Below are 20,597 nucleotides of genomic sequence, written 5' to 3'. Positions count from 1 at the left end.
CACGGGAAATCGCCATCGCCAGCAAGCTGGCTCCTACAGGGGGGTGTGTCTGTTCAGGATTTCGTGTCAGCTTTGGGCAATCAGGCTCTGCCGGCAATCGAGCACCAACCGTGCGCCGCCCGATTCGCTGTCAGCCACTTCAAGCGTAAACCCATGCAGGCTGACAATCGCCGCGACGATCGATAAGCCCAGCCCGAAGCCGCTTTGCTGATTGCCGCCCTCGGCGCGATAGAAGCGCTGAAACACCGCCTCGCGCTCGGCCAGCGCAATGCCGGGGCCGGAGTCGAGCACTTCGATCCGCGTATGCCCACCTTCGTTGATCCCGCGCAAAATCACCTCGCCCCCCGGCGGCGTGAATTTGATCGAGTTACTCAACAGGTTGGCCACCGCCTCGAACAGCAACGCCCGGTCGCCGTTCAGCGGCGGCAGAGTGTCAGGCAATTGCAGCTTGAACGTCAGCTCGCCTTCTTCCGCCAATGGCAGATAAAAGTCGTGCAGCTCCTGCAACAAGGGCACTGGATCCAGCTGCACAAAACCGGAACGCCGCTGGCGATCCTCCAGCTCGGAGATCCGCAGTAACCCGCGAAAACGCGCCATCAGCGTATCCGCTTCGGCGAGCACCGAATCGAGTTGCGTCGCTTCTGCCGACCCTTCGCCGGCCTGTTGCTGCATGCGGTACAACTGCGCCCGCAAGCGGGTCAGCGGCGTGCGCAAGTCGTGGGCGATGTTGTCGCATACACCCTTGACCTCGTTCATCAAACGCTCGATGCGTTCGAGCATGGCGTTGACGATGGCGGCGAGCATGTCCAGTTCGTCGCGGCGATTGGACAGCGGCAAGCGTCGGGTCAGGTCGCCAGCTACGATGGCCTCGGCGCTGGCCTGAATCCCGCGAATGCGTCGCAACGGTCGACGGCGCAACAGGTGCCATCCGACGATGCCCGGCAAAATAGTCAGGGTCACACCCCAGAACAACGCGTGCAGAATGATGCGGGTCACGGCGAACAGCGAACCGTTGTCGCGCACCAGAATCAGCCAGCGACCGTCCCGTGTCTGGGTCGCCACGGCGTCGCAACTGTCGGCGGGCAGCGTCGGGTCATCGGAGTCGGCGCAGTCGCTGAGCATGTGAATCTTGCCGTCCAGCGGCAAACCTTTAGGAATGTGGCGCAGGGCACCGTTGAGGTAGCGATGCTCGGCATCGAACAGGCCGTAGGCGTCGATGCCGCGAATATCGAAAGTCATGCTGACGGCGAGGGCGTCCAGCAGTTGCTCGCCGGAAAAACGCGAGAACAAATGCTGACGTTGCATCAGCGAGTGCTTGGCCAGGTTGTCCAGGTAGGCGGACACCTCGTAATACATGACCCCCATGAGAATCCCGCTCCAGAGCACAAACAGCGAACTGTAGAGCGCCAGCAACCGGCTGCTGGAAGAACGCCAGCCTTTAGAGGGGTTCGGCAATGACATAACCCGAGCCTCGCACGGTCCGAATCAGTGGGACATTGCCGGGCGGGTCGATCTTCTTGCGCAGGCGGCCGATGTGCACGTCGATCAGGTTGGTGCCGGGGTCGAAGTGATAACCCCAGACCTCTTCGAAAATCATCATCCGCGACAGAATCTGCCCGGTGTTGCGCATCAGGAATTCCAACAACTTGTACTCGGTGGGCAACAGCGTCAGCAACTGGCCGTCGCGGCTGGCTTCGTGGCTGATCAGGTTCAGTTCCAGATCCGCGACCCGCAGCGTGGTGGCCTGGGCGGTCACGGTGTTCTGCCGGCGCAGCAGCACTTCGACACGGGCGGCCATTTCATCGGTGGCAAACGGCTTGGTCAGGTAATCGTCACCGCCGGCGCGCAAACCGCGCACGCGTTCATCGACATCGGAAAGGGCGCTGATCATCAGGATCGGCGTCGCCACGCCCATGGTCCGCAGCGTCGTGACGATCGCCAGGCCATCGAGCTCGGGCAACATGCGGTCGAGGGTGATCAAGTCATAGTTGCCATTGACCGCGCGCTCCAGACCTTCACGGCCATTGTCGACCCAATCCACGTCGAGTCCGTGGCTGCTCAATTCGGCGACGATCTCCCGAGCGGTCACGGCGTCGTCTTCGATGGTCAAGATGCGGGTCATAGGGCGGACCTGATAGTCAGTTCAAGGCAAGTGTGTGGGCATTCTGCCAAGAAATGCCGGCGACTTTTTAAATTAACTTTCATGTGGCTCATGGGACGGCCCGGAACGTTGATATCATCTGGCCATACTTTGAAAGGGAGTTCGACTGTGCGCACTTTGATTCGCCGTGGCGGGATGTCGATTGTTGTGTTGTTGCTGTGTGTCATCAGCGGGAGTGCCTGGGCGGGAAACACTCCGTGTTCGGGGAAGAAGGGCGGTATCGATCGCTGTGATGGCGACCTGTTCCTGTGTAATGACGGCTCTATCAGCGCCTCGAAGAAAAGCTGCTCGGCACTTTATGGCGGTTCAAGCCAGGCTCGCCCGCAAACCTTATTGCAGAGCTCCGATGGCTGCACTTGCGGCTCAGGTTCGTTTTGCACCGGCCCACGAGGCGGGGTGTATTGCCTGACACCCAGCGGTAATAAGAGCTACAAACGCAAGTAGCTCCTGTGCAATGCATAAAAAATCGCGAGCAGGCTCGCTCCTACAGTAGACCGCGTTCTCCTGCTGTCAGGTGCAACACTATTCGATCGGTGTACTCATGAATGCCTCAAGCCCCTCGGCATACTCGGTAAACGCACTGATCCGCGGAAATTGCCAGGCATCCACCTGATCTGGCACTACCAGGCAGGTAAAGCTCCAGGCCACCGCCAATGTAATCCCGTCCTGATCAATCGAACCGTCAGTCTTCAACGGTTGCAGTTCCAGCTCCCGCTCCAGTGCCGAATACGCGGCCGCCAATTGCCCCTCGACCCGTTCCACCCACGGCTCGAATTGAATTTCCGCGGGCCGCAGGTTGCGTTCGTAATAAAGTTGCACCGACTTCTCGCAGGCTGCCAACGCCAGGCCGATCAAGCGCAAAGAGCGCAGGCGTTGGTTCAGGTCCTCTGGCATCAGGCTGTTACCCGGTCCGGCCAGTGCCTCCAGGTAATCGATGATCAACGTCGAGTCGATCAACACCTCGCCGTCATCCAGCACCAGCGTAGGCGCCTTGACCACCGGGTTGATCTGCTGGAACTGCTCGAAGTGCCGAAACACCGAAACCGACTGATGATCGAGGTCGATGCCCAGGCGTTTGGCGGAAATGGCAACGCGTCGCACGTAGGGCGAATCCAGCATGCCGATCAACTTCATTGAACCTCTCCTCAAGATTTGCCATTTCGGGAGGACAACCTTAGCTGAGGTTCATTGCCCTGCAAATGTGCTTGGTAAACACCACCGTTGAGGCCATTTGTCTTCTATATACAGCCGCTCGGTTGAATTTCTTGCTATAAACGCACTCCGATAACCACCGTAAAGGCTGACATAGAGCACTTTCGGGGCTTTGTCGGACAAATTCGCTGTCTTTTCAGTTGCTGAGGCCTCAAGTCGGCCTTAGACTGCCGCCCCTCGTAAATTGAGTGCCGGGTGGCGCTTGGAATAAACGGCGCCTTTCCGATGGCCAGACCAGGTCCGCCGGAACGCTCCCTAATTCGCCTTAATGCACGTTTTTTTATAGAGATATCAATGACAAAGGACAAGTTGCTGGCCATGCCGGCGGATGACTACATGAATGCCGAGCAACATGCTTTTTTCTCTGAGCTGTTGCAGAACATGAAAGTCGAAACCCATGAGCGCATCGAACAGAATCGCATCGCCATCGAAAGCCTGGACACCCCGGCCGATCCGGCTGACGCAGCTTCTGTCGAAGAAGAGCGCACCTGGCTGGTGAACGCGATCGATCGCGACCAGCGCATGCTGCCTCAGTTGGAACAGGCGCTGGAGCGCATCAAGGAAGACAGCTTCGGCTGGTGCGACGACAGCGGCGAGGCCATTGGCCTGAAGCGTCTGCTGATCAGCCCGACCACCAAGTACTGCATCGAAGCGCAAGAGCGTCACGAACAGATCGACAAGCACCAGCGTCAGGCCTGATTTCGTAGCGCCCCGCATCGCGGGCAAGCCTCACTCCTGAAGGAGCAAGGCTTGCCCGCGATGCTTTTTTTCGTCTGCGAAAAACCTCGCGCACTTCTATTGATCTGCTGCAACGACCACTACTAATGGACCATGGATAATGGCCCTCTAGTGGCGTTTAATGCAGTCACAACAATTAGAAGACGCATGGGGTGACGAAGATGACGAGAGACGGATCTCTGGTTGGGGCATTGCCTGCACCAGTGTTTGCACCGAAGACCCGCTGGCTGACGCCGACGCTGCAAAGCATCGCCCTGATGCTCTTGCTGTGCGGCATGACGTTGGGTGGCTGGCCGCTTTACGTTGGCTTGCCGTTGACCGTCCTGATTATCTGGTTACCTCGGCTACGTTCTCGTGCCATTCCCGAAGAACCATCTGCCGACAACTCCAGCGCCATCGCCGAACTGACTCGCGATCTTTCCTACACCACCAGTCATAACGCCTTGTCGGCCGCCGGCGTGGCCTTTTCGGTCAAGCAACTGGCCGACAAACTGCAATCGCAACTCGGTGCCGCGGCACAGATTGTCAGCAACGCTGAAGTGATGATCGCCACCGAACAAGCCACCTCGACACTCAGTCGAACGGCCCTCAGTGCCGCCAGCGAAGCGCATCAGAGCAGCGCGGCAGGGCGCACGGAGCTGGTTGAATCCATCACCCGCATGCATCAACTCAGTCAGCGCGCCAGCAACAGCCGTGAGCTGATCGAAGCCCTGAGCCTGCGCAGCGACGATATCCAGCGGGTCACGCTGGTGATCCAGTCCATTGCCAGCCAGACCAATCTGCTGGCATTGAACGCGGCCATCGAAGCGGCCCGGGCCGGGGAGCACGGTCGCGGGTTCGCGGTGGTCGCCGACGAGGTTCGCGGCCTGGCTGCGCGCACAGCGACGGCGACCGGCGAAGTCGGCGAGATGGTCGCTGATATCCAGCAACGCACCGCGCAAGTGGTGGAGCAAATCCGGCAGCTGTCCAGCGACCTCGACATTGGTGTCCAGCAGGTCGAGCACACCGGCCAGCACTTGGAAAACATTGCCCGCCTGGCGGCAGGCGTCGAAAGTCAGGTCGGCGATATTGCCAAGGGGGCCGACACCAACCGCGAACAACTCGACAGCCTGTTTCACGCCATCGAACAGATGCGCAGCGATCTGGCGATCAGCGATCAACAGACTCAGCGTCTGGCGCAAGCCGCGGTGCAAATGGAAGGTCAGGCTGAAACCATCAGCGAGCGTCTGGCCGAGGTCGGACTGGATGACTATCACCAGCGGATTTATGACTTGGCCCGCGAAGGCGCGCGTCAGATTACGGCACGCTTCGAGGCGGATATCGACCAGGGGCTTGTCAGTCTCGATGACTTGTTCGACCGCAGTTATCAGGCCATTCCTGACACCAGTCCGGCCAAGTACCAGACCCGTTTCGACCGCTACACCGATAAGGTTTTGCCGGCGATTCAGGAACCGTTGCTGCCGCGCCATGAAGGCCTGGTGTTTGCCATCGCCTGCACGCAGCAAGGTTATGTGCCGACCCATAACAAGGTTTTCAGTCAGCCACTGACTGGTGATGTGCAGGTCGATACGCTGCAAAACCGCACTAAACGCAAATTTGCCGACCGCACCGGGATTCGTTGTGGCAGCCATCAACAGGCTGTTTTGTTGCAAACCTATACGCGGGACACGGGGGAGTTGATGCACGATCTTTCGGTGCCGATCATGCTCAAGGGGCGGCATTGGGGTGGTTTGCGGTTGGGGTATAAGCCGCAGGGTGCTCGTTGATAGGCATTGTTTTAGGGGCGTGTGTATATCCGTTTCTGCGGTAATGGCCACTTTTGGTTTCGCCCTTACGGCGAGTCACTTTGGAAAAGCCCCAAAGTAACCAAAGGGCTCTTGCCCCTTTCGTTCGGTGCCTCGCCTAGGCTCGGCATGCCCTCGCTCCGGTCCTGCTCCGTGGGCCCGCCGCGATCGGCCATCCTTGGCCGTGCGCGGCTAACCCGGCATCCATGCCGGGTTGCCCACTGCGCAGAACCTCCACTCAGCCTCTCGAGGGGGCGACTACCGCCACAGCCGCCGAGGCGGCCTGAAAGCCGACCTGGCTCTTCAGTTGTCCGCGTTCTCCTTCACTGCTGCGCCACTCATTCCAGAGATGTACACCGATCCCCTGTAGGAGCCGGCTTGCTGGCGATAGCGTCCGCCCAGCCAATACAAACGTCGACTGACCCACCACCATCGTCGGAACGCCGCCCGCAGCAAGCCGGCTCCTACAGGGGATTGTATTTCTCCAGACACCTATGCATTTCCCCTGTAGGAGCCAGCTTGCTGGCGATGGACGTCAACGATAACGCGTACTGTCTGAATGAACGCGTCGCCCAGACGCTTTTCGCCGGCAAGCCGGCTCCTACAGGGAATCGCGTTTGCTTTTGATTTTCACCACTCATCAGGCCGAGCGTTAGCTCGCCTTCCGCTTTTGATCTGAGCGTCCCCTCGAGAGGCCGAGCGCAGGTTCTGCGCAGTGGGCAACCCGGCATGGATGCCGGGTTAGCCGCGCACGGCCAAGGATGGCCGATCGCGGCGGGCCCACGGAGCAGGACCGGAGCGAGGGCATGGCGAGCATTAGCGAGCCACCGAACGAAAGGGGCAAGAGCGCTTGGTTACTTGGCGCTTCTCCAAGTGACCCGCTGTAAGAGCGGAACCAATAGAAGCCGTTACCGCAGCAACGGATATGCACCCCAACCCCCAACATTATTGCGATTCCAGCAACTAATCTATGCAACACAGTTGCTGTTTCCTCTCACATGAACTCATTACCATACCTTCATAGTTAGGTTGCTAATGAAGTCAAAGAGGTCAGCATGCAAAGCAAAGTCGATGTCGCCGTCATGATCGGCAGCGGTGTGCCCGCCAGCTTACGGGCGCAGGGGCAGAGCGTCTGCTGGGTCGTGCTGCTGAACGGCGAACGCCGGGGGACGGCATTCTCCCGTCGCGATGAAGCGGAGGAGTGCAAGGCTGCCTGGTTGGCCCAATTAAGCGCCGAAGCCCCCGACAGCCTGCATTGACTAGTGAACCTGATGCATGCGCAGATTCAGGTCATCGACCACCCGCGCCCAATCGGCATCTTCACGCAATTGCTCTTTCAGGAAACCGGCCTGCTGCGGTGTCCAGAACTCGGCATCGATAAGCTTTTTATCGTCGGGCATAGGCGAATGACTGGCGATGAAATCGTCGATGGCTTTTTCGCTGGATTCCATGCCTAGCTGGTCGAACAAGCCTTTCAAGTCGTGTATAGGTGAATCCATTTTCATCTCCTTGCTGGTCGCGCAGGTGCGAGATCTGAGGTGCGGCGGCATTGCATCTGAGGGCGCCGCGCTTCAGGCGTTCGATAGCGATGTTCGAAAGCAGGAATGAGCATAGACTGCGAACCGGCTGATCAGGCTTTCAAGGCACCTTGATCGACGGCGAGCTTCAGGGCCTGGGCCGCTTCACGGGCGGCGACGGCAGCAACGTCCGAGGTCTTGAACCAGCGATCCTTCTCGACCTGGTGATACGTCACCGTGGTCAGCGGTGGTTTGGCGCGCATGACAATGACCGCCTGGAATTCGCCTTCGATTTCTCTGGCTTCGCCCCGGATAAAAAATTCACCGATATCAAATTCCGTCACGTAGCAGCCTTCCCCTGGAAATGTCCTGTTGTGTTGAACGCCGTCCGACTTGGGAACGGGTTTCATTGGTTCGGCAGTATGGCAGTAGTTGCCTGCCGACGGCTGAGTTAAGTCGTCGGCATGACGAAACGTCTATGAGAAGGGACTGAGCGAAGCGCTCAGCGATGCAATTCGAGCTGGCGGGCGAGAGCACATGCTTCGTTGTGATCGCTGCGGAATCCTCTGACACGGCCAGTGGAAATTTCTTTGATGTGGAAGAACGCATTACCGGCCAGAACAACCTGAAAACGCGGTGTGGCAAGCGTTTCAGGGTCAAGTTCTGGTGTTGAAACCCCGCCGCGTACAGCGTCGACGGGTTGCTTGAGTAAGGCGCGAGGGGACGGGCGAAGTGTGTCAGGGTGCACATATGAAGTCCTTTTCGTTATTTTGCCGACGTGTGTACATCGTTTTGGGTAGTCTCGATGAGCATCGCTGCTCTAGAATCACCCTCACTGGTGGGCGATTGATGGTTATCTAAAGCAATTTTTTGCCGGCGATATGTCGGAAAAGTGCTTTTTTTAAAGAGTTTTTTCCCTAAGGTTGGTAATCCGTTTTTTCTGGCAGTCAGAAGGGCTTTTTCCTTCAACCTCTGACGAACTCCAGGCAAGACGACGCGAGTGACTTTCCATTAGTCTTTTTACGCCTCGCGATGAATGAGCCCTCTGCTCGTTTCAGGATTTCAACACGGGTCATTTGGCGACACCTTCGGCATTGCCGCTTTTTTCTGCTGTGCGCTGTTTGCAGGCGTGCGGCATCATTTTCAGATGTGGGGATGTTTCCTTGGCAGTAAGTAATCTCGATATGCATGCTTTGTTCGTGCTGGGTGATTTGCGCGCAAAGCTGGTCAAGCAGTTCCAGTCACGTTTTGTTTACATCACCGAACAGAACGCCGAAGGCATTTACATTGCCGAGATCGACACCGAATCAGCACTGGTGGTGGACGACAAGCCAGGCCTGAAACTTAAAGTCGGCGATCATTTCAGCGCTTCGGTTTTGCCCAGTCGCGAAGGTGGCAAGCTGGACATCAAGTTCCGCGAAATCAAACTGACGGTGTATGGCCTGGGCGATTACGCGTTCGTGACCACTGCCGACGGTCACGGGATCGTGTTCAAGGAAGGTCACAGCGTGGTGATGGTATTTGCCGCCCACCAACAATTGCAGGAAGGCCTGACCAAAACCCTGAAAGCCGTCACGGCCAAGGCCGCCAAGTGGCGCAAGGGTGAACTGGTGACCTTCAAGGCCAGCGAGTAATGCCCCTGACCCGCGCCGATTTTCACATACAGAACCAGGCCAGCGCCCAGGTGGAGGCCCAGCGACTGTTCGAGCAGAAGGCCATCTTGCAAGGGGCCTGGCTGGGGTGGGTGGCGTCGCAGATCTACACATTGCGCCCGGCGGAATACGCCAGCATGGTCAGAAGAGAGCTGGCGCGCTTGCAGGAAATTTCCGAAAAATAATCCTCGCCCCTCGAAAGCAGGAACCTCTACTACAGTCAGTTGACTGAGTATTTTGAGGCTTGCGGTCTTTATCAGGCCATCCTGCTATTGCTGTGAACAGCACGAGGTGCAAAAGCATGAACGGATTTCGACGGTTGCTGGCCACTGTTCTGGTCGCTTTCGGTCTGGGTTCGCCCATTCCGGTATTCGCCGCCCAGGCGCCGATCCACTTCGCCGACCTGAACTGGGAAAGCGGCAGTCTGATCACCGATATCCTGCGGATCATTGTCGAGAAGGGCTACGGGCTGCAGACCGATACCTTGCCGGGAACGACCATCACCCTGGAAACCGCCCTGGCCAACAATGACATTCAGGTCATTGGCGAAGAATGGGCCGGTCGCAGCCCGGTCTGGGTCAAGGCTGAAGCCGAAGGTAAAGTCGCGAGCCTTGGCGATACGGTGAAGGGCGCCACCGAAGGCTGGTGGGTGCCCGAATACGTGATCAAGGGCGATCCGGCCAAGGGTATCAAGCCGCTGGCACCCGGCTTGCGCAGTGTCAGTGACCTGCCGAAATACAAGGACGTGTTCAGTGACCCGGAAAGCCCGGGCAAGGGGCGCTTCCTCAACAGCCCGATCGGCTGGACCTCGGAGGTGGTCAACAAGCAGAAGCTCACGGCCTATGGTCTGAACGACAGCTATGTGAATTTCCGCAGCGGCTCCGGAGCGGCGCTGGATGCGGAAATCAGTTCGTCGATCCGTCGTGGCAAGCCGGTCCTGTTCTATTACTGGTCGCCTACGCCCTTGCTTGGGCGCTTCAAACTGGTTCAGCTGGAAGAGCCGCCGTTCGACGCTGAAGCCTGGAAAACCCTGACCGACGCCGACAACCCCAATCCGAAACCGACGCGCTCACTGCCCTCGAAACTGTCGATTGGCGTGTCCACACCGTTCCAGAAACAGTATCCGCAGATTGCCGAGTTCTTCAGCAAGGTCGATTTCCCCATCGGCCCGTTGAACAAGGCGCTGGCTGATATGAGCGAGAAACACACTCCACCGCGCCAGGCGGCGGAGGCGTTCATGAAGGCACACCCGGATGTGTGGCAGGCGTGGGTGCCGAAGGACGTGGCGGATAAAGTCTCCGCCGAGTTGAAATGATGGGTGCCGCTGATATCACCGGACTGTAAGAGCCGGCTTGCTGGTGATGGCGGCCTTCAAATCGATGCAGAACGCTCGGGCCTCATCGCCAGCAAGCCGGCTCCTACAGTGGATCGTGTTGTTCACCTTATTCAGGCCTGCCACAACACCCCTTGTAGGAGCCGGCTTGCTAGCGATGGCGGCCTCCAATTCGATGCAGAACGCTCGGGCCTCATCGCCAGCAAACCGGCTCCTACAGTGGATTGTGTTGTTCACCTTATTCAGGCCTGCCACAACACCCCTTGTAGGAGCCAGCTTGCTGGCGATGGCGACCTCCAATTTGATGCAGAACGCTCGGGCCTCATCGCCGGCAAGCCGGCTCCTACAGGGGGCGTGGATCGAGCACTAAAACCGGGTTTGCACCGCCAGCTCGAAAGTCCGCGGTGTACCCAGGTAATACGCCGGCGACACGTGCGCAAACTCGGCATACACCTCGTTGGTCAGGTTGCGTACCCGGCCAGTGACGGTGGTGTGCCGATCAACCTTGTAGCTGAGAAACGTGCCGTAGAGCGTATAAGACGGCACGGTCATCGTGTTGGCGCTGTCGGCAAACACCGAGGCGACGTACCGCGCATCGACGCCCCCTTGCCATTGCGGCGAAAAATCATAGGTCAGCCACAGATTGCCGACCCGGTCCGGCACGTTGGTCGGTGTGTTGCCCTTGCGTGACACCACCACACCCGCGGCATTCTTCTCGGTGAACTCATCGTACTGAGCGTCAACCCAAGCAAAGTTGCCTTCGGCCAACAGCTTGTCGGTGATCCGCAGCGAACTGGCCAGCTCGATGCCTTTGGACGTCTGCTGGCCCACTGGAATGCTTAGCGTCGGGTCCTGCGGATCGGTCACCGCGAAGTCTTTGCGCTCAATCGTGTACGCCGCCAGCGTCGCCGAACCGCGACCGTCCAGGTAGTCGAATTTGCTGCCGACTTCCCATTGCTTGCCGGTCGAGACATCAAAATCCTGCGTGCCGTTGGGTTGTTCGGCGGCGGTGCTGTATTGCACGTAGACGTTGGCGTCCGGGATGAACTGGTAGGTCAGACCGACGCGACCAGTCACAGGCTCCCAGCTACGTTTGAGATGACGTGGATTGCTGGCGGTCACTTCCCGGTGGTTGGTCACGTCCAGATCGATGTCGTCGCAACGCAGGCCGGTCAGCAACGACAATTTATCGGTCAGCGCCAGGCGGTTCTCGGCGAACAGCGCCTTGGTGGTGACTTCGTTGGTCTTGTCGCTGACAAACCCCGGCCGGGTGCCAGGAATGTCGTAGAAATGCCCCGGCTGAAAGTTGTTCGGGTCGACCGTGCTTGCGCCTTTGACGTTCAGCGGCGAATTGGTGGTCTGGTTGACCTTGTGCTCGAAACCGCCGGACCAAGTGGTGTCCAGGCCAAACAGCGTGTTGTCGTGACGCAGTTCGAACTGGTTGCCGTTCTGCTCGCCCTGATGCCGAACCTGGTACGCCGTGGAGCGGTTCACCGCGCGGTTGTTGGCACTGTACTGATAGGTTTCCAGGTTGCGGTAATCGCGCTGACTGTCGAGGTGATAAAGCGTGTTGCGCAGGGTGGTGCTGTCGTTGATCCGGTAATCGATGATCGAGCGCACCCAGATCGTACGCTGCTCGTAACGGCCGTCCTCGACGTTGTAGTTGTTGAAGCGGTTGTGCTTGTCGATCTTCAATTCACCGGCCTTGGGATTCAGCACTGGCGTGCCCCAGTACGGACTGTCTTCGTGTTCATCCTGATATTCCAGGGCCAGGGTGTGGGACAGGTTTGGCGTCAGGTCACTGAGCAGCGAAAACGCCACGCTCCACGCATCGCGTTCCTGGCGATCGATGTAGCCGTTGCCGGTGTTGTGGCTGACATCCAGCCGCGCGTAATGCTGCACATCCGCGCCGGCTTCACTGAGCGCGTGATTAAGGCCGAACGCGGTCTCGGTGGTGTCGTAACTGCCGTAGCTGACCCGGCCTTCGACCGCTTGCTCTTCACGGGTCGCCAGTTTGGTCACGTAGTTCAGCGAACCGCCCACGGAGCCGGCGCCATTGATCAGCGAAGACGGGCCGCCCACCAGTTCCACCCGATCATAGATCCACGCATCCACGGGCCGGGCAAGGCCGCCGGAGACGTTCACGCCATTGAACATCTGGGTGATCTGGCTGCTGGTGAAACCACGGTAGGAAACGAACCCGCCGAAACCCGGCGGCGCACTGGCATTCACACCGGGCAAGGTGTTGGCGGCGTCCTGGAAGTTCTGCGCGCCGTGGCGTTCGATGTCGTTGCGGTTGGCAATCGCCACCGACGCCGGGGTTTCACGCACGCTCAGCCCCAGGCGCGAGGCCATGCCGCTGGATTGGTCCAGGCTCAGACCCGGCTCGGCAGGTGCTTCGCCATCAATGGTGATTGGTGCGAGGTCCACTGTGGATTGTGCCCAGGCGTTAACGGACAGGCAGCCGAACAGGCTGGCCAGCAAAGGAATGGTTTTCATCGATGAATCCTGAATGCTTGCTAGGAAACAGCGCACAGGCGAACGCCTCGCGTTGGCGAAGTGAGCTGATTGAATGGCGAAGGATTCAGGCGAACGGCGGGGCGCGGGGGTTGGCCGAAGGCCAGGTGAAGCGGGCAGGGAGGTCAGCGTTGGCGACGACCGCCAAGGGTGGACTGTGTGTTTGCGGGAGGATCGCCAGGGTCAGGCTGGAATTGAGCGCCGGGCCCATGCCGCCGGTGGAGCACAACGGGCAGCCGAAGGCTTTCGACAGGGTCGGCAGTTGCTCTTCGGAAGTGTTTGAGGACGCGGGTGCCTGAGTGCGCGGGTCAACCGTACAGAACTGGCCACCGAGGCCGTTGAGCTGTACCCCGACCATTTGCCCGTGACCGATGCTGCAGGCGAACACATTGAACAGGACGCAGCAATAAAGCATCCATGCAATGAGTGAGCGATCGGTCCGGGCGAGTTTCATGGGGTGGCACTTTACCACCGTTGATCAGCCGCGCACTTCTAAAAATGCCGACTAGGATGATTCTGTTAATTCACTATCAAGGATCCTCGACATGACGTTTGTGTTGGCTCAATCGCTGGTGACGATCTTCGCGATGATCAGTCTGATACATGTCTACTGGGCGCTGGGGGGGCAGTGGGCTTTCGTGGCGGCCGTGCCGCAAGTGCCGGGGGAGGACGGCGCGCAATCGCGACCCGCATTCAAGCCTTCGAGGTGGCTGACGTTATTGGTGGCTTTCGGATTGCTGCTGATTGCAGCGCTGGTGTGTTTGCGCGTTGGCTGGTGGGTGCCGGCGGTGTCCCATCAATCGCTGCAATGGGTGATCAGCGCCATCGCCATGCTGATGTTCGCCCGGGCGATCGGCGATTCGAACCTGGTGGGGTTTTTCAAGCAGGTCAAGGGATCGGAATTTGCCCGCCTGGATACGTGGGTGTATTCGCCGTTGTGTGTGGTGTTGGGGGCGGGGTTGCTGGTCGTCGCGTGGATTTGAAAAGCATCGCCGGCAAGCCGGCTCCTACAGGTGAACACAAACCCTTTGTAGGAGCCGGCTTGCCGGCGATGAGGCCCGAACAATCAACACAAATCCCCGGACTTAACTCCCACTCTCAGTCCGCCGACTACTCACCTCGGCCGGCACATCATCCCCCGCCATGCGCTTGCGGAACAACGCCGCCCGCGCCAGCAGCAACGTGGTCACCGGCACCGTAATCGCCAGCAGGATCGGGATCAGCCAGGCATGCAGCACCGGCCCGGACTTGAGCGCCGAAAAGTAGATGATCGACCCCAGCGCCACGCACCACGCACCCAATGTCGAGGCCAGTGCCGGCGGGTGCATGCGCTGGAAGTAATCCTTCATACGCACCAGCCCGATCGCCCCGATCAGCGCAAAAACACTGCTGAGTACCAGCAGGATCGCCACCGGGATTTCCACCCACAGAGACAGTTCAGCGTTCATTCGATCACCTCGCCACGCAGCAGGAATTTCGCCAGGGCAAACGAGCCGACGAAGCCGAACAGCGCGATCAGCAGCGCCGCTTCGAAGTAGGTGTCACTGGCATAACGAATACCCAGTGTCAGCATCATCAGCATCGCGATGATGTACAGGTAATCCAGCGCCAGAACCCGGTCCTGCGCCGACGGCCCTTTGAACAGGCGGATCAGGGTCAGGACCATCGCCAGCGAAAAAATGAACAGGCTCAGCAGAACCGCATTCGACAGCAACGGGCTCATTCGAAAATCTCCATCAACGGGCGTTCGTAGGTCACCTTGAAATGCTCGATGAACAGCGCTTCGTCATCCAGATCGAAGACGTGCAGCAACAAAATGCTGCGGTCCAGCGCCAGTTCGGACCAGACCGTACCGGGCACCACCGTGCAGATCATCGCTAGTGCTGCCAGGCCGTTGGCGTCGCGCAAATCCAGCGGCACCTTGATGAATCGCGAGCGCGGCGGGCGCCGACCGGCGTTCAAGACACCCCAGGCCACAGCAAGGTTGGAGACCAGCACGTCGCGACCGACGATCAAGAACAAACGCAGAATCACGCCGGGACGCCGAATGCGGATCGGCAGGGGGCGCAACTTGCGCATCATCAACGGCGCGCAAAACCCGAGCACGGCGCCCAGTAGCAGATTGCCGGGGCTTATCGACAGGTTCAGCACCAGCCACAACAACCACAGCGCCAGCGACAACCAAGGTGCAGGAAACAGACGCTTCATGGTTGCACCTCCGCGAGTGCGGCTTTGGCTTCCGGGCTTGGAACTGCGCGAGTCCCAAGCACCGCCATCACGTATTGCTGCGGATTGTTCAAGGTCTGTGCGGCGGCCTGGGTGTAACGCAGCAACGGCTCGGCCTTGAAGGTCAGCAGAATGCTCAGGCCCAACAGTGCAATGATCGGCACACATTCGAGCCGTCGCAGCAAGGGTGATGGCCGTTCTTCAGGCGTCCAGAAACGCTGGATGCCCAGGCGCGAGAAGGCAATCAACGACGCCAGCCCGGAGAGAATCAGCAACGCCAACAAACCCCACGCGGCGTTCGACACCGGTTCATCCGCGCCATTGCCCAGGCCCAGCGGGTTGAGCAGGGCGTGCAGTAAACCAAGTTTGCCGATGAAACCGGACAGCGGCGGCATGCCGATGATCAGCAACGCGCAGGCGATGAAGCTCAAGCCGAGAAACGCCATGGTCCAGGGAATCACCTGGCCGACCACGGCTTTCTGTTCATCGTCGAGGTTGATCCCTTTGAGCGGTTGCAGGGGTTCCAGCGGCCGCGCAATCAGGTCGGCGTCATCGAACAGCGGCATTTCGTTGGCCGAACGCGAACGTTCGATCAACTCGGCCAGCAAGAACAACGCGCTCAACGCCAGGGTCGAGCTGACGAGATAGAACAGCGCCGCGCCGATCAGGTTCGGCTGGGCGAAACCGATGGCCGACAGCAGAATCCCGGCCGACACCAGAATGCTCAGGCTGGCCATGCGCTCCAGACGTTGCGCGGCGAGAATCGCCACGGCGGCGCAGACGATGGTTGCCATGCCGCCGTAGATCAGCCAGTCGCCGCCAAAATACGCCGACGCGCCGGCCTGACCGGAGAACAGCAAGGTCCACAGGCGCAGCAAGGTGTAGACGCCGACCTTGGTCATGATCGCGAACATCGCCGCCACCGGCGCGCTGGCCGAGGAATAGGCCGGCACCAGCCAGAAATTCAGCGGCCACATCCCGGCCTTGGCCAGGAACGCCACGGCGAGAATCGCCGCGCCGGCATGCAGCAAGCCGCGATCGGCTTCCGGCACCAACGGGATTTTCAGCGCCAGGTCAGCCATGTTCAGTGTGCCGGTGACGCCGTAGATCAGCGCCGCGCCAATCAGGAACAGCGAAGAGGCCAGCAGATTGATCGAGATGTAATGCAACCCCGACGACACCCGCGCCCGGCCCGAACCGTGGAGCATCAGGCCGTAAGAGGCCGCCAGCAGCACCTCGAAAAACACGAACAGGTTGAACAGGTCCGCCGTCAGGAACGCGCCATACAAACCCATCATCTGAATCTGGAACAGCGCGTGGAAACTCGAACCGGCGCCGTCCCATCGGGCCATCGCGAACAGCAGGGCGCTGACGCCGATGATCCCGGTCAGCACCAGCATCAGCGCGGACAGGCGATCGACCACCAGCACGATCCCGAACGGCACTTGCCAGTTGCCCGGCAGGTAGACGCCGATGGAGCCGGGCACATCAGTGGTTTGCGTCCATTGCAGCAACAGCACGGCGATGCCCAGCCCCAAGAGGCTGGAGAGCAGGTTGATTTTAGCCTTCAGCGGGCGGTGCTTCTCGCCCAGCATCAGCATGATGGCGGCGGTCAGCAGCGGCAATAGAATCGGTGCGGCGATCAGGTGCGTCATCGCATTCATTCTTTAGGCTCCCGGCCATCCACATGGTCGGTGCCGGTCAAGCCACGCGAAGCCAGAAGCACGACGAGAAACAGCGCGGTCATGGCGAAGCTGATCACGATGGCGGTCAGCACCAGCGCTTGTGGCAGCGGGTCGGTGTAATGCAACAGATCTTGCGGCACGCCGTCCTTGATGTTCGGCTCTTTGCCGATGAACAGACTGCCCATGCTGAAGATGAACAGATTGACGCCGTACGACAGCAGGCACAGGCCCATGACCACCTGGAACGTCCGTGGCCGTAGCACTAGCCAGACACCGGACGCGGCCAGTACGCCGATGGCGATTGCGATGACTTCTTCCATCAGACGGCTCCTTTCGTGGCGACGGATCTGGGCTGGGCAGCGGTTTTATGGCCGCGTACCGATTGGTGGCCGAGGGCGGTGAGGATCAACAGCGTCGAGCCGACCACAACCGAGTACACGCCGATGTCGAAGAACAGTGCGCTGGCGATGTGAATGTCGCCTAACACTGGCAGTTCGGCATGCCAGGTGTGGGTGGTCAGGAACGGATAACCGACCGCCATCGCCCCGAGCCCGGTGACCGTGGCGAACAGCAAACCGGTGCCCATCCAGCGCAGTGGGCGCAGGCTCATTTGTGCCTCGACCCACTGCGTGCCGGCGACCATGTATTGCAGGATGAACGCCACCGACATCACCAGCCCCGCGACAAACCCGCCGCCCGGCTGGTTGTGGCCGCGCATGAACAGGTAGATCGAGACCACGAACGCAATCGGCAACAGCATGCGCACCAGCACCGCCGGCACCATCATGAAGCCGAGTGCGGTGTCGCTGGCGTGACGCGGGTTGACCAGATCGGTGACCACGTCGGGCGCGAGCAAGCGCTGTTGCGCCGGCAGTTGCAGGCTTTCTTTCGGCGGGCGGAAGCGTCGCAACAGCGCGAACACAGTCAGCGCCACGGCCACCAGCACGGTGATTTCGCCGAGGGTATCGAAGCCACGGAAGTCCACCAGCATCACGTTGACCACGTTGCTGCCGCCACCTTCCGGCAGGGCTCGGCTGAGGTAGAACGAGGAAATATCGTTGGGTGTCTGGCGCGTCAGCATTGCGTACGACAGCAACGCCATGCCGCCCCCGACGGCGATCGACAGCAGCAAGTCGCGCAGACGCCGGATGCGTGCCTTGCGCAGGCTGCTCGGCAGCGGCGAAACCTCTTCGATCCGTCGCGGCAACCAACGCAGGCCCAGCAGGATCAGCACCGTGGTCACCACTTCAACCACCAGTTGCGTCAGCGCCAGGTCTGGCGCCGAGAACCAGACAAACGTGATGCACGTCATCAAGCCGCAAACACTGACCATGGTCAGGGCCGCGAGCCGGTGATACTTGGCTTGCCACGCCGCGCCGAGGGCACAGGCAATCGCCAGCAGCCACAAGGTCACGAACACGATCGAGCCCGGAATCTTCGGCCGGTCACCCCAGCTCAGGCTGCTGTGCAGCATCGGGATCAACCCGGCCAGCACGGCGGCGAGCACCATCAGGAACAATTGGGTTTGCAGGCGTCTGGTGCTGATCCGTCGCTCCAGACGACGGGCTAGGCGCATCATGATCACCAGGCTGCGCTCGAACAGGCGCTTGCCGTTGAGCAGGCCAATCACCGGCGGGTATTTGAAACGCCCGTGCTTGAACTGGTTGCGCAGCAGCAGGTAGAGCACGATGCCGCCGGACATGGCGATCAGGCTCATGATCATCGGCGCGTTCCAGCCGTGCCAGATCGCCAGGCTGTATTCAGGCAAGGTGCCGCCGACGACGGGCAGGGCAGCGGCAGCCAGTAACGAGCCGACCACTTGCGCCGGGAAAATCCCCACGATCAGGCAGGTGAACACCAGCAATTCCACCGGCGCACGCATCCAGCGTGGCGGTTCGTGCGGGGTGTGCGGCAGGTCGGTGGCGGTCGGGCCGAAGAACACATCAACCGTGAAGCGCAGCGAATAGGCGACGCTGAACGTGCCGGCGATGGTCGCGACGATGGGCAGGGTCAACTCGATCCAGGCGGTCGCGTTGATGAACACGGTTTCGGCGAAGAACATCTCTTTCGACAGGAAACCGTTGAGCAACGGCACGCCAGCCATCGAGGCACTGGCGACCATGGCCAGCGTCGCGGTGAACGGAATCAGTTTGATCAGGCCGCTGAGTTTGCGAATGTCGCGTGTGCCGCTTTCGTGGTCGATGATCCCGGCGGCCATGAACAGCGATGCCTTGAAGGTGGCGTGGTTGAGGATGTGAAACACGGCGGCCACGGCAGCCAGCGGACTGTTCAGGCCCAGCAGCAGGGTGATCAGGCCGAGGTGGCTGATGGTCGAGTACGCGAGCAGGCCTTTGAGGTCGTTCTGGAACATCGCGCAGTACGCGCCGAGTAACAGGGTGCAGGCACCGGCGCCGCTGACGATGTAGAACCATTCCTCGCTGCCGGACAACGACGGCCACAGCCGCGCCAGCAGAAACACCCCGGCCTTGACCATGGTCGCCGAGTGCAGATACGCAGAGACCGGTGTCGGCGCCGCCATCGCGTGGGGCAACCAGAAGTGGAAGGGGAATTGCGCGCTTTTACTCAGGGCGCCGATCAGAATCAGGGGAAGCAGAAGAGGGTAGAGGGCATGTGCGCGAATCAGATCGCCGGCGGCCAGGACCTTGTCCAGGTCATAGCTGCCGACCACATGGCCAAGCAGCATGACCCCCGCCAACAGGCACAAACCGCCCGCGCCAGTGACCATCAGCGCCATGTAAGCGCCGCGTCGCGCATCGGCGCGGTGGTGCCAATAGCCGATCAACAGGAATGAAAAGAGGCTGGTCAACTCCCAGAAAAACACGATCTGGATCAGGTTTCCGGAAATCACCAGGCCGAGCATGGCGCCCATGAACGCCAGGAAAAACGCGAAGAACCGTGGCACCGGATCATCCGGCGACATGTAATAGCGGGCATACAAGGACACCAGCGTGCCGATGCCCAGCACCAGCATCGAGAACAGCCAGGCAAATCCGTCCATGCGCAGAACAAAGTTCAGGCCGAGGCTGGGTAGCCAGAAAAACTCTTCGCGAATGACGCCACCATGGGCGATCTGCGGGTACAGGAGTGCGACCTGGACGGTGCCTATAAGGGCAACGACGCCAGCCAACAAAGATTCAGTGTTACGCGCGTTGTGCGGCAGCACGGCTGCCAGACAGCTGCCAACAAAGGGCAGAAGCAGTAGAACTATCAGGGACATAGGCTTCTAATCTGCGGAAGTTTGTGAAGCATCATACGTGCCAGTCCCCGGATCACCAAACGGCAAGCTGTGGCAGAATCCTACAAGGTAGACGGAAAATGCCTGATTCACATTGTTTCAGAGGGCTGTGTTCAACGGGGCTGGACCCTTTGTGAGCCGGCTTGCTCCCACAGGTTAAGGCGAGGTTTTGCGGATACATCCGATCCCTTGTAGGAGCCGGCTTGCTGCGGGCGGCGTTCCGACGATGGCGTCCTAATGGCCGGCGTGTTTCTTTGATGGTGTACATATCCATTGCTGCGGTAACGGCCACTTATGGTTTCGCCCTTACGGCGAGTCACTTGGAAGAGCCCCAAGTAACCAAGGGCTCTTACCCCTTTCGTTCGGTGCCTCGCCCAGGCTCGGCATGGCCTCGCTCCGGTCCTGCTCCGTGGGCCCGCCGCCATCGGCCATCCATGGCCGGGGGCGGCTAACCCGGCATCCATGCCGGGTTGCCCACTGCGCAGAACCTCCACTCGGCCTCTCGAGGGGGCGCTC

21 protein-coding genes and 1 pseudogene are annotated in these 20,597 nt (G+C 59.9%); 8 read left to right on the top strand and 14 right to left on the bottom strand.

The window, feature by feature from the left end; genetic code table 11:
- Positions 1-66: 66 nt before the first annotated feature.
- Together KGB24_RS00745 and KGB24_RS00740 are read right to left on the bottom strand one after the other, a co-directional pair.
- Positions 67-1,461, bottom strand: a complete 1,395-nt coding sequence (locus KGB24_RS00745) for a sensor histidine kinase (protein ID WP_223414779.1) — start codon at positions 1,459-1,461, stop codon at positions 67-69.
- A complete protein-coding gene (locus tag KGB24_RS00740; RefSeq protein WP_008028105.1) occupies positions 1,439-2,122 on the bottom strand; it encodes a response regulator transcription factor in 684 nt (227 codons plus the stop codon). The genes KGB24_RS00745 and KGB24_RS00740 overlap by 23 nt, the downstream gene beginning before the upstream one ends.
- Before the next feature lie 174 nt (positions 2,123-2,296).
- On the opposite strand from KGB24_RS00740, the gene KGB24_RS00735 reads away from it, so the two are divergent.
- On the top strand, positions 2,297-2,605 hold the full coding sequence (locus KGB24_RS00735; RefSeq protein ID WP_223414843.1) for a hypothetical protein: 309 nt from the start codon (positions 2,297-2,299) through the stop codon (positions 2,603-2,605).
- Positions 2,606-2,683: 78 nt separating this feature from the next.
- On the opposite strand, the gene KGB24_RS00730 is transcribed toward KGB24_RS00735, so the two are convergent.
- Positions 2,684-3,295 carry a glutathione S-transferase family protein gene (locus KGB24_RS00730; RefSeq protein WP_223414777.1) on the bottom strand — a complete coding sequence of 204 codons (612 nt, stop codon included), beginning with the start codon at positions 3,293-3,295 and terminating at the stop codon, positions 2,684-2,686.
- Positions 3,296-3,667: 372 nt separating this feature from the next.
- Here KGB24_RS00730 and KGB24_RS00725 point away from each other — a divergent pair, with 372 nt between their 5' ends.
- From KGB24_RS00725 to KGB24_RS00715, 3 genes are all read left to right on the top strand, one after another.
- Positions 3,668-4,072, top strand: a complete 405-nt coding sequence (locus tag KGB24_RS00725) for a TraR/DksA family transcriptional regulator (protein ID WP_007907888.1) — start codon at positions 3,668-3,670, stop codon at positions 4,070-4,072.
- 200 nt (positions 4,073-4,272) lie between these two features.
- The gene (locus KGB24_RS00720; protein ID WP_223414775.1) at positions 4,273-5,877 is read left to right on the top strand and encodes a methyl-accepting chemotaxis protein; all 1,605 of its coding nucleotides are present in this window, start codon (positions 4,273-4,275) and stop codon (positions 5,875-5,877) included.
- A gap of 1,073 nt (positions 5,878-6,950) precedes the next feature.
- Positions 6,951-7,154 carry a hypothetical protein gene (locus KGB24_RS00715; protein ID WP_008035852.1) on the top strand — a complete coding sequence of 68 codons (204 nt, stop codon included), beginning with the start codon at positions 6,951-6,953 and terminating at the stop codon, positions 7,152-7,154.
- Here KGB24_RS00715 and KGB24_RS00710 read toward each other — a convergent pair whose 3' ends face one another.
- The 3 genes and pseudogenes from KGB24_RS00710 to KGB24_RS00700 all read right to left on the bottom strand — a co-directional run bounded on the left by KGB24_RS00710 (position 7,155) and on the right by KGB24_RS00700 (position 8,162).
- Positions 7,155-7,394 (bottom strand): DUF2789 domain-containing protein, encoded by a 240-nt coding sequence (locus KGB24_RS00710; RefSeq protein WP_223414774.1) that lies wholly within the window; start codon positions 7,392-7,394, stop codon positions 7,155-7,157. It abuts the gene before it with no gap.
- A 131-nt stretch (positions 7,395-7,525) separates the two neighbouring features.
- Positions 7,526-7,756, bottom strand: coding sequence for a hypothetical protein (locus KGB24_RS00705; protein ID WP_008035849.1), 231 nt, complete (start codon positions 7,754-7,756; stop codon positions 7,526-7,528).
- 158 nt (positions 7,757-7,914) lie between these two features.
- A pseudogene (locus tag KGB24_RS00700) lies at positions 7,915-8,162 on the bottom strand (hypothetical protein).
- A gap of 413 nt (positions 8,163-8,575) precedes the next feature.
- Between KGB24_RS00700 and KGB24_RS00695 the strand changes: the two are divergent.
- The 3 genes from KGB24_RS00695 (at position 8,576) to KGB24_RS00685 (ending at position 10,379) form a co-directional block, all read left to right on the top strand.
- A complete protein-coding gene (locus tag KGB24_RS00695) occupies positions 8,576-9,046 on the top strand; it encodes a hypothetical protein (RefSeq protein ID WP_008035847.1) in 471 nt (156 codons plus the stop codon).
- Complete coding sequence (locus KGB24_RS00690; protein ID WP_008035846.1) at positions 9,046-9,249, top strand: hypothetical protein; 204 nt, start codon at positions 9,046-9,048, stop codon at positions 9,247-9,249. Before KGB24_RS00695 ends, KGB24_RS00690 begins: the two co-directional genes overlap by 1 nt.
- A 116-nt stretch (positions 9,250-9,365) precedes the next feature.
- Positions 9,366-10,379, top strand: coding sequence for an ABC transporter substrate-binding protein (locus KGB24_RS00685; protein ID WP_008035842.1), 1,014 nt, complete (start codon positions 9,366-9,368; stop codon positions 10,377-10,379).
- 384 nt (positions 10,380-10,763) lie between these two features.
- Here KGB24_RS00685 and KGB24_RS00680 read toward each other — a convergent pair whose 3' ends face one another.
- Together KGB24_RS00680 and KGB24_RS00675 are read right to left on the bottom strand one after the other, a co-directional pair.
- A complete protein-coding gene (locus KGB24_RS00680) occupies positions 10,764-12,896 on the bottom strand; it encodes a TonB-dependent receptor (protein WP_223414772.1) in 2,133 nt (710 codons plus the stop codon).
- A gap of 85 nt (positions 12,897-12,981) precedes the next feature.
- Positions 12,982-13,368 carry a DUF2946 domain-containing protein gene (locus KGB24_RS00675; protein WP_223414770.1) on the bottom strand — a complete coding sequence of 129 codons (387 nt, stop codon included), beginning with the start codon at positions 13,366-13,368 and terminating at the stop codon, positions 12,982-12,984.
- A 91-nt stretch (positions 13,369-13,459) separates the two neighbouring features.
- On the opposite strand from KGB24_RS00675, the gene KGB24_RS00670 reads away from it, so the two are divergent.
- Positions 13,460-13,897 carry a DUF3995 domain-containing protein gene (locus KGB24_RS00670; RefSeq protein ID WP_223414769.1) on the top strand — a complete coding sequence of 146 codons (438 nt, stop codon included), beginning with the start codon at positions 13,460-13,462 and terminating at the stop codon, positions 13,895-13,897.
- A gap of 102 nt (positions 13,898-13,999) precedes the next feature.
- Here the strand turns inward: KGB24_RS00670 and KGB24_RS00665 are convergent, their stop codons facing one another.
- Genes KGB24_RS00665 through KGB24_RS00640 form a run of 6 tightly spaced genes read right to left on the bottom strand, consistent with a single transcriptional unit; the run spans position 14,000 to position 20,063 of the window.
- On the bottom strand, positions 14,000-14,362 hold the full coding sequence (locus KGB24_RS00665) for a Na+/H+ antiporter subunit G (RefSeq protein WP_008029177.1): 363 nt from the start codon (positions 14,360-14,362) through the stop codon (positions 14,000-14,002).
- Complete coding sequence (locus KGB24_RS00660) at positions 14,359-14,637, bottom strand: K+/H+ antiporter subunit F (RefSeq protein ID WP_008029179.1); 279 nt, start codon at positions 14,635-14,637, stop codon at positions 14,359-14,361. The genes KGB24_RS00665 and KGB24_RS00660 overlap by 4 nt, the downstream gene beginning before the upstream one ends.
- Complete coding sequence (locus KGB24_RS00655; RefSeq protein ID WP_207286266.1) at positions 14,634-15,122, bottom strand: Na+/H+ antiporter subunit E; 489 nt, start codon at positions 15,120-15,122, stop codon at positions 14,634-14,636. The genes KGB24_RS00660 and KGB24_RS00655 overlap by 4 nt, the downstream gene beginning before the upstream one ends.
- A complete protein-coding gene (locus KGB24_RS00650; protein WP_223414768.1) occupies positions 15,119-16,804 on the bottom strand; it encodes a monovalent cation/H+ antiporter subunit D in 1,686 nt (561 codons plus the stop codon). Before KGB24_RS00650 ends, KGB24_RS00655 begins: the two co-directional genes overlap by 4 nt.
- Positions 16,801-17,145: a Na+/H+ antiporter subunit C gene (locus KGB24_RS00645; RefSeq protein WP_008029186.1), complete on the bottom strand. Its 345-nt coding sequence runs from the start codon at positions 17,143-17,145 to the stop codon at positions 16,801-16,803. The genes KGB24_RS00650 and KGB24_RS00645 overlap by 4 nt, the downstream gene beginning before the upstream one ends.
- Complete coding sequence (locus KGB24_RS00640; RefSeq protein WP_223414767.1) at positions 17,145-20,063, bottom strand: monovalent cation/H+ antiporter subunit A; 2,919 nt, start codon at positions 20,061-20,063, stop codon at positions 17,145-17,147. Before KGB24_RS00640 ends, KGB24_RS00645 begins: the two co-directional genes overlap by 1 nt.
- Positions 20,064-20,597: the final 534 nt, after the last annotated feature.

This window comes from Pseudomonas sp. BF-RE-25 (assembly GCF_019956105.1).
Taxonomy (GTDB): Bacteria; Pseudomonadota; Gammaproteobacteria; order Pseudomonadales; family Pseudomonadaceae; genus Aquipseudomonas; species Aquipseudomonas migulae.
Note: the sequence above shows the minus strand (reverse complement) of the source record. Positions and strands in the feature narration are given on the sequence as shown.

What these genes read in the sequence shown, in the direction of transcription:
- KGB24_RS00730 (WP_223414777.1), bottom strand. Translation starts at nt 3,295, where the DNA reads ATGAAGTTGATCGGCATGCTGGATTCGCCCTACGTGCGACGCGTTGCC.
- KGB24_RS00645 (WP_008029186.1), bottom strand. Translation starts at nt 17,145, where the DNA reads ATGGAAGAAGTCATCGCAATCGCCATCGGCGTACTGGCCGCGTCCGGT.
- KGB24_RS00640 (WP_223414767.1), bottom strand. Translation starts at nt 20,063, where the DNA reads ATGTCCCTGATAGTTCTACTGCTTCTGCCCTTTGTTGGCAGCTGTCTG.
- KGB24_RS00670 (WP_223414769.1), top strand. Translation starts at nt 13,460, where the DNA reads ATGACGTTTGTGTTGGCTCAATCGCTGGTGACGATCTTCGCGATGATC.
- KGB24_RS00720 (WP_223414775.1), top strand. Translation starts at nt 4,273, where the DNA reads ATGACGAGAGACGGATCTCTGGTTGGGGCATTGCCTGCACCAGTGTTT.
- KGB24_RS00690 (WP_008035846.1), top strand. Translation starts at nt 9,046, where the DNA reads ATGCCCCTGACCCGCGCCGATTTTCACATACAGAACCAGGCCAGCGCC.
- KGB24_RS00725 (WP_007907888.1), top strand. Translation starts at nt 3,668, where the DNA reads ATGACAAAGGACAAGTTGCTGGCCATGCCGGCGGATGACTACATGAAT.
- KGB24_RS00665 (WP_008029177.1), bottom strand. Translation starts at nt 14,362, where the DNA reads ATGAACGCTGAACTGTCTCTGTGGGTGGAAATCCCGGTGGCGATCCTG.
- KGB24_RS00715 (WP_008035852.1), top strand. Translation starts at nt 6,951, where the DNA reads ATGCAAAGCAAAGTCGATGTCGCCGTCATGATCGGCAGCGGTGTGCCC.
- KGB24_RS00735 (WP_223414843.1), top strand. Translation starts at nt 2,297, where the DNA reads ATGTCGATTGTTGTGTTGTTGCTGTGTGTCATCAGCGGGAGTGCCTGG.
- KGB24_RS00660 (WP_008029179.1), bottom strand. Translation starts at nt 14,637, where the DNA reads ATGAGCCCGTTGCTGTCGAATGCGGTTCTGCTGAGCCTGTTCATTTTT.
- KGB24_RS00655 (WP_207286266.1), bottom strand. Translation starts at nt 15,122, where the DNA reads ATGAAGCGTCTGTTTCCTGCACCTTGGTTGTCGCTGGCGCTGTGGTTG.
- KGB24_RS00685 (WP_008035842.1), top strand. Translation starts at nt 9,366, where the DNA reads ATGAACGGATTTCGACGGTTGCTGGCCACTGTTCTGGTCGCTTTCGGT.
- KGB24_RS00650 (WP_223414768.1), bottom strand. Translation starts at nt 16,804, where the DNA reads ATGAATGCGATGACGCACCTGATCGCCGCACCGATTCTATTGCCGCTG.
- KGB24_RS00745 (WP_223414779.1), bottom strand. Translation starts at nt 1,461, where the DNA reads ATGTCATTGCCGAACCCCTCTAAAGGCTGGCGTTCTTCCAGCAGCCGG.
- KGB24_RS00740 (WP_008028105.1), bottom strand. Translation starts at nt 2,122, where the DNA reads ATGACCCGCATCTTGACCATCGAAGACGACGCCGTGACCGCTCGGGAG.
- KGB24_RS00680 (WP_223414772.1), bottom strand. Translation starts at nt 12,896, where the DNA reads ATGAAAACCATTCCTTTGCTGGCCAGCCTGTTCGGCTGCCTGTCCGTT.
- KGB24_RS00675 (WP_223414770.1), bottom strand. Translation starts at nt 13,368, where the DNA reads ATGAAACTCGCCCGGACCGATCGCTCACTCATTGCATGGATGCTTTAT.
- KGB24_RS00710 (WP_223414774.1), bottom strand. Translation starts at nt 7,394, where the DNA reads ATGGATTCACCTATACACGACTTGAAAGGCTTGTTCGACCAGCTAGGC.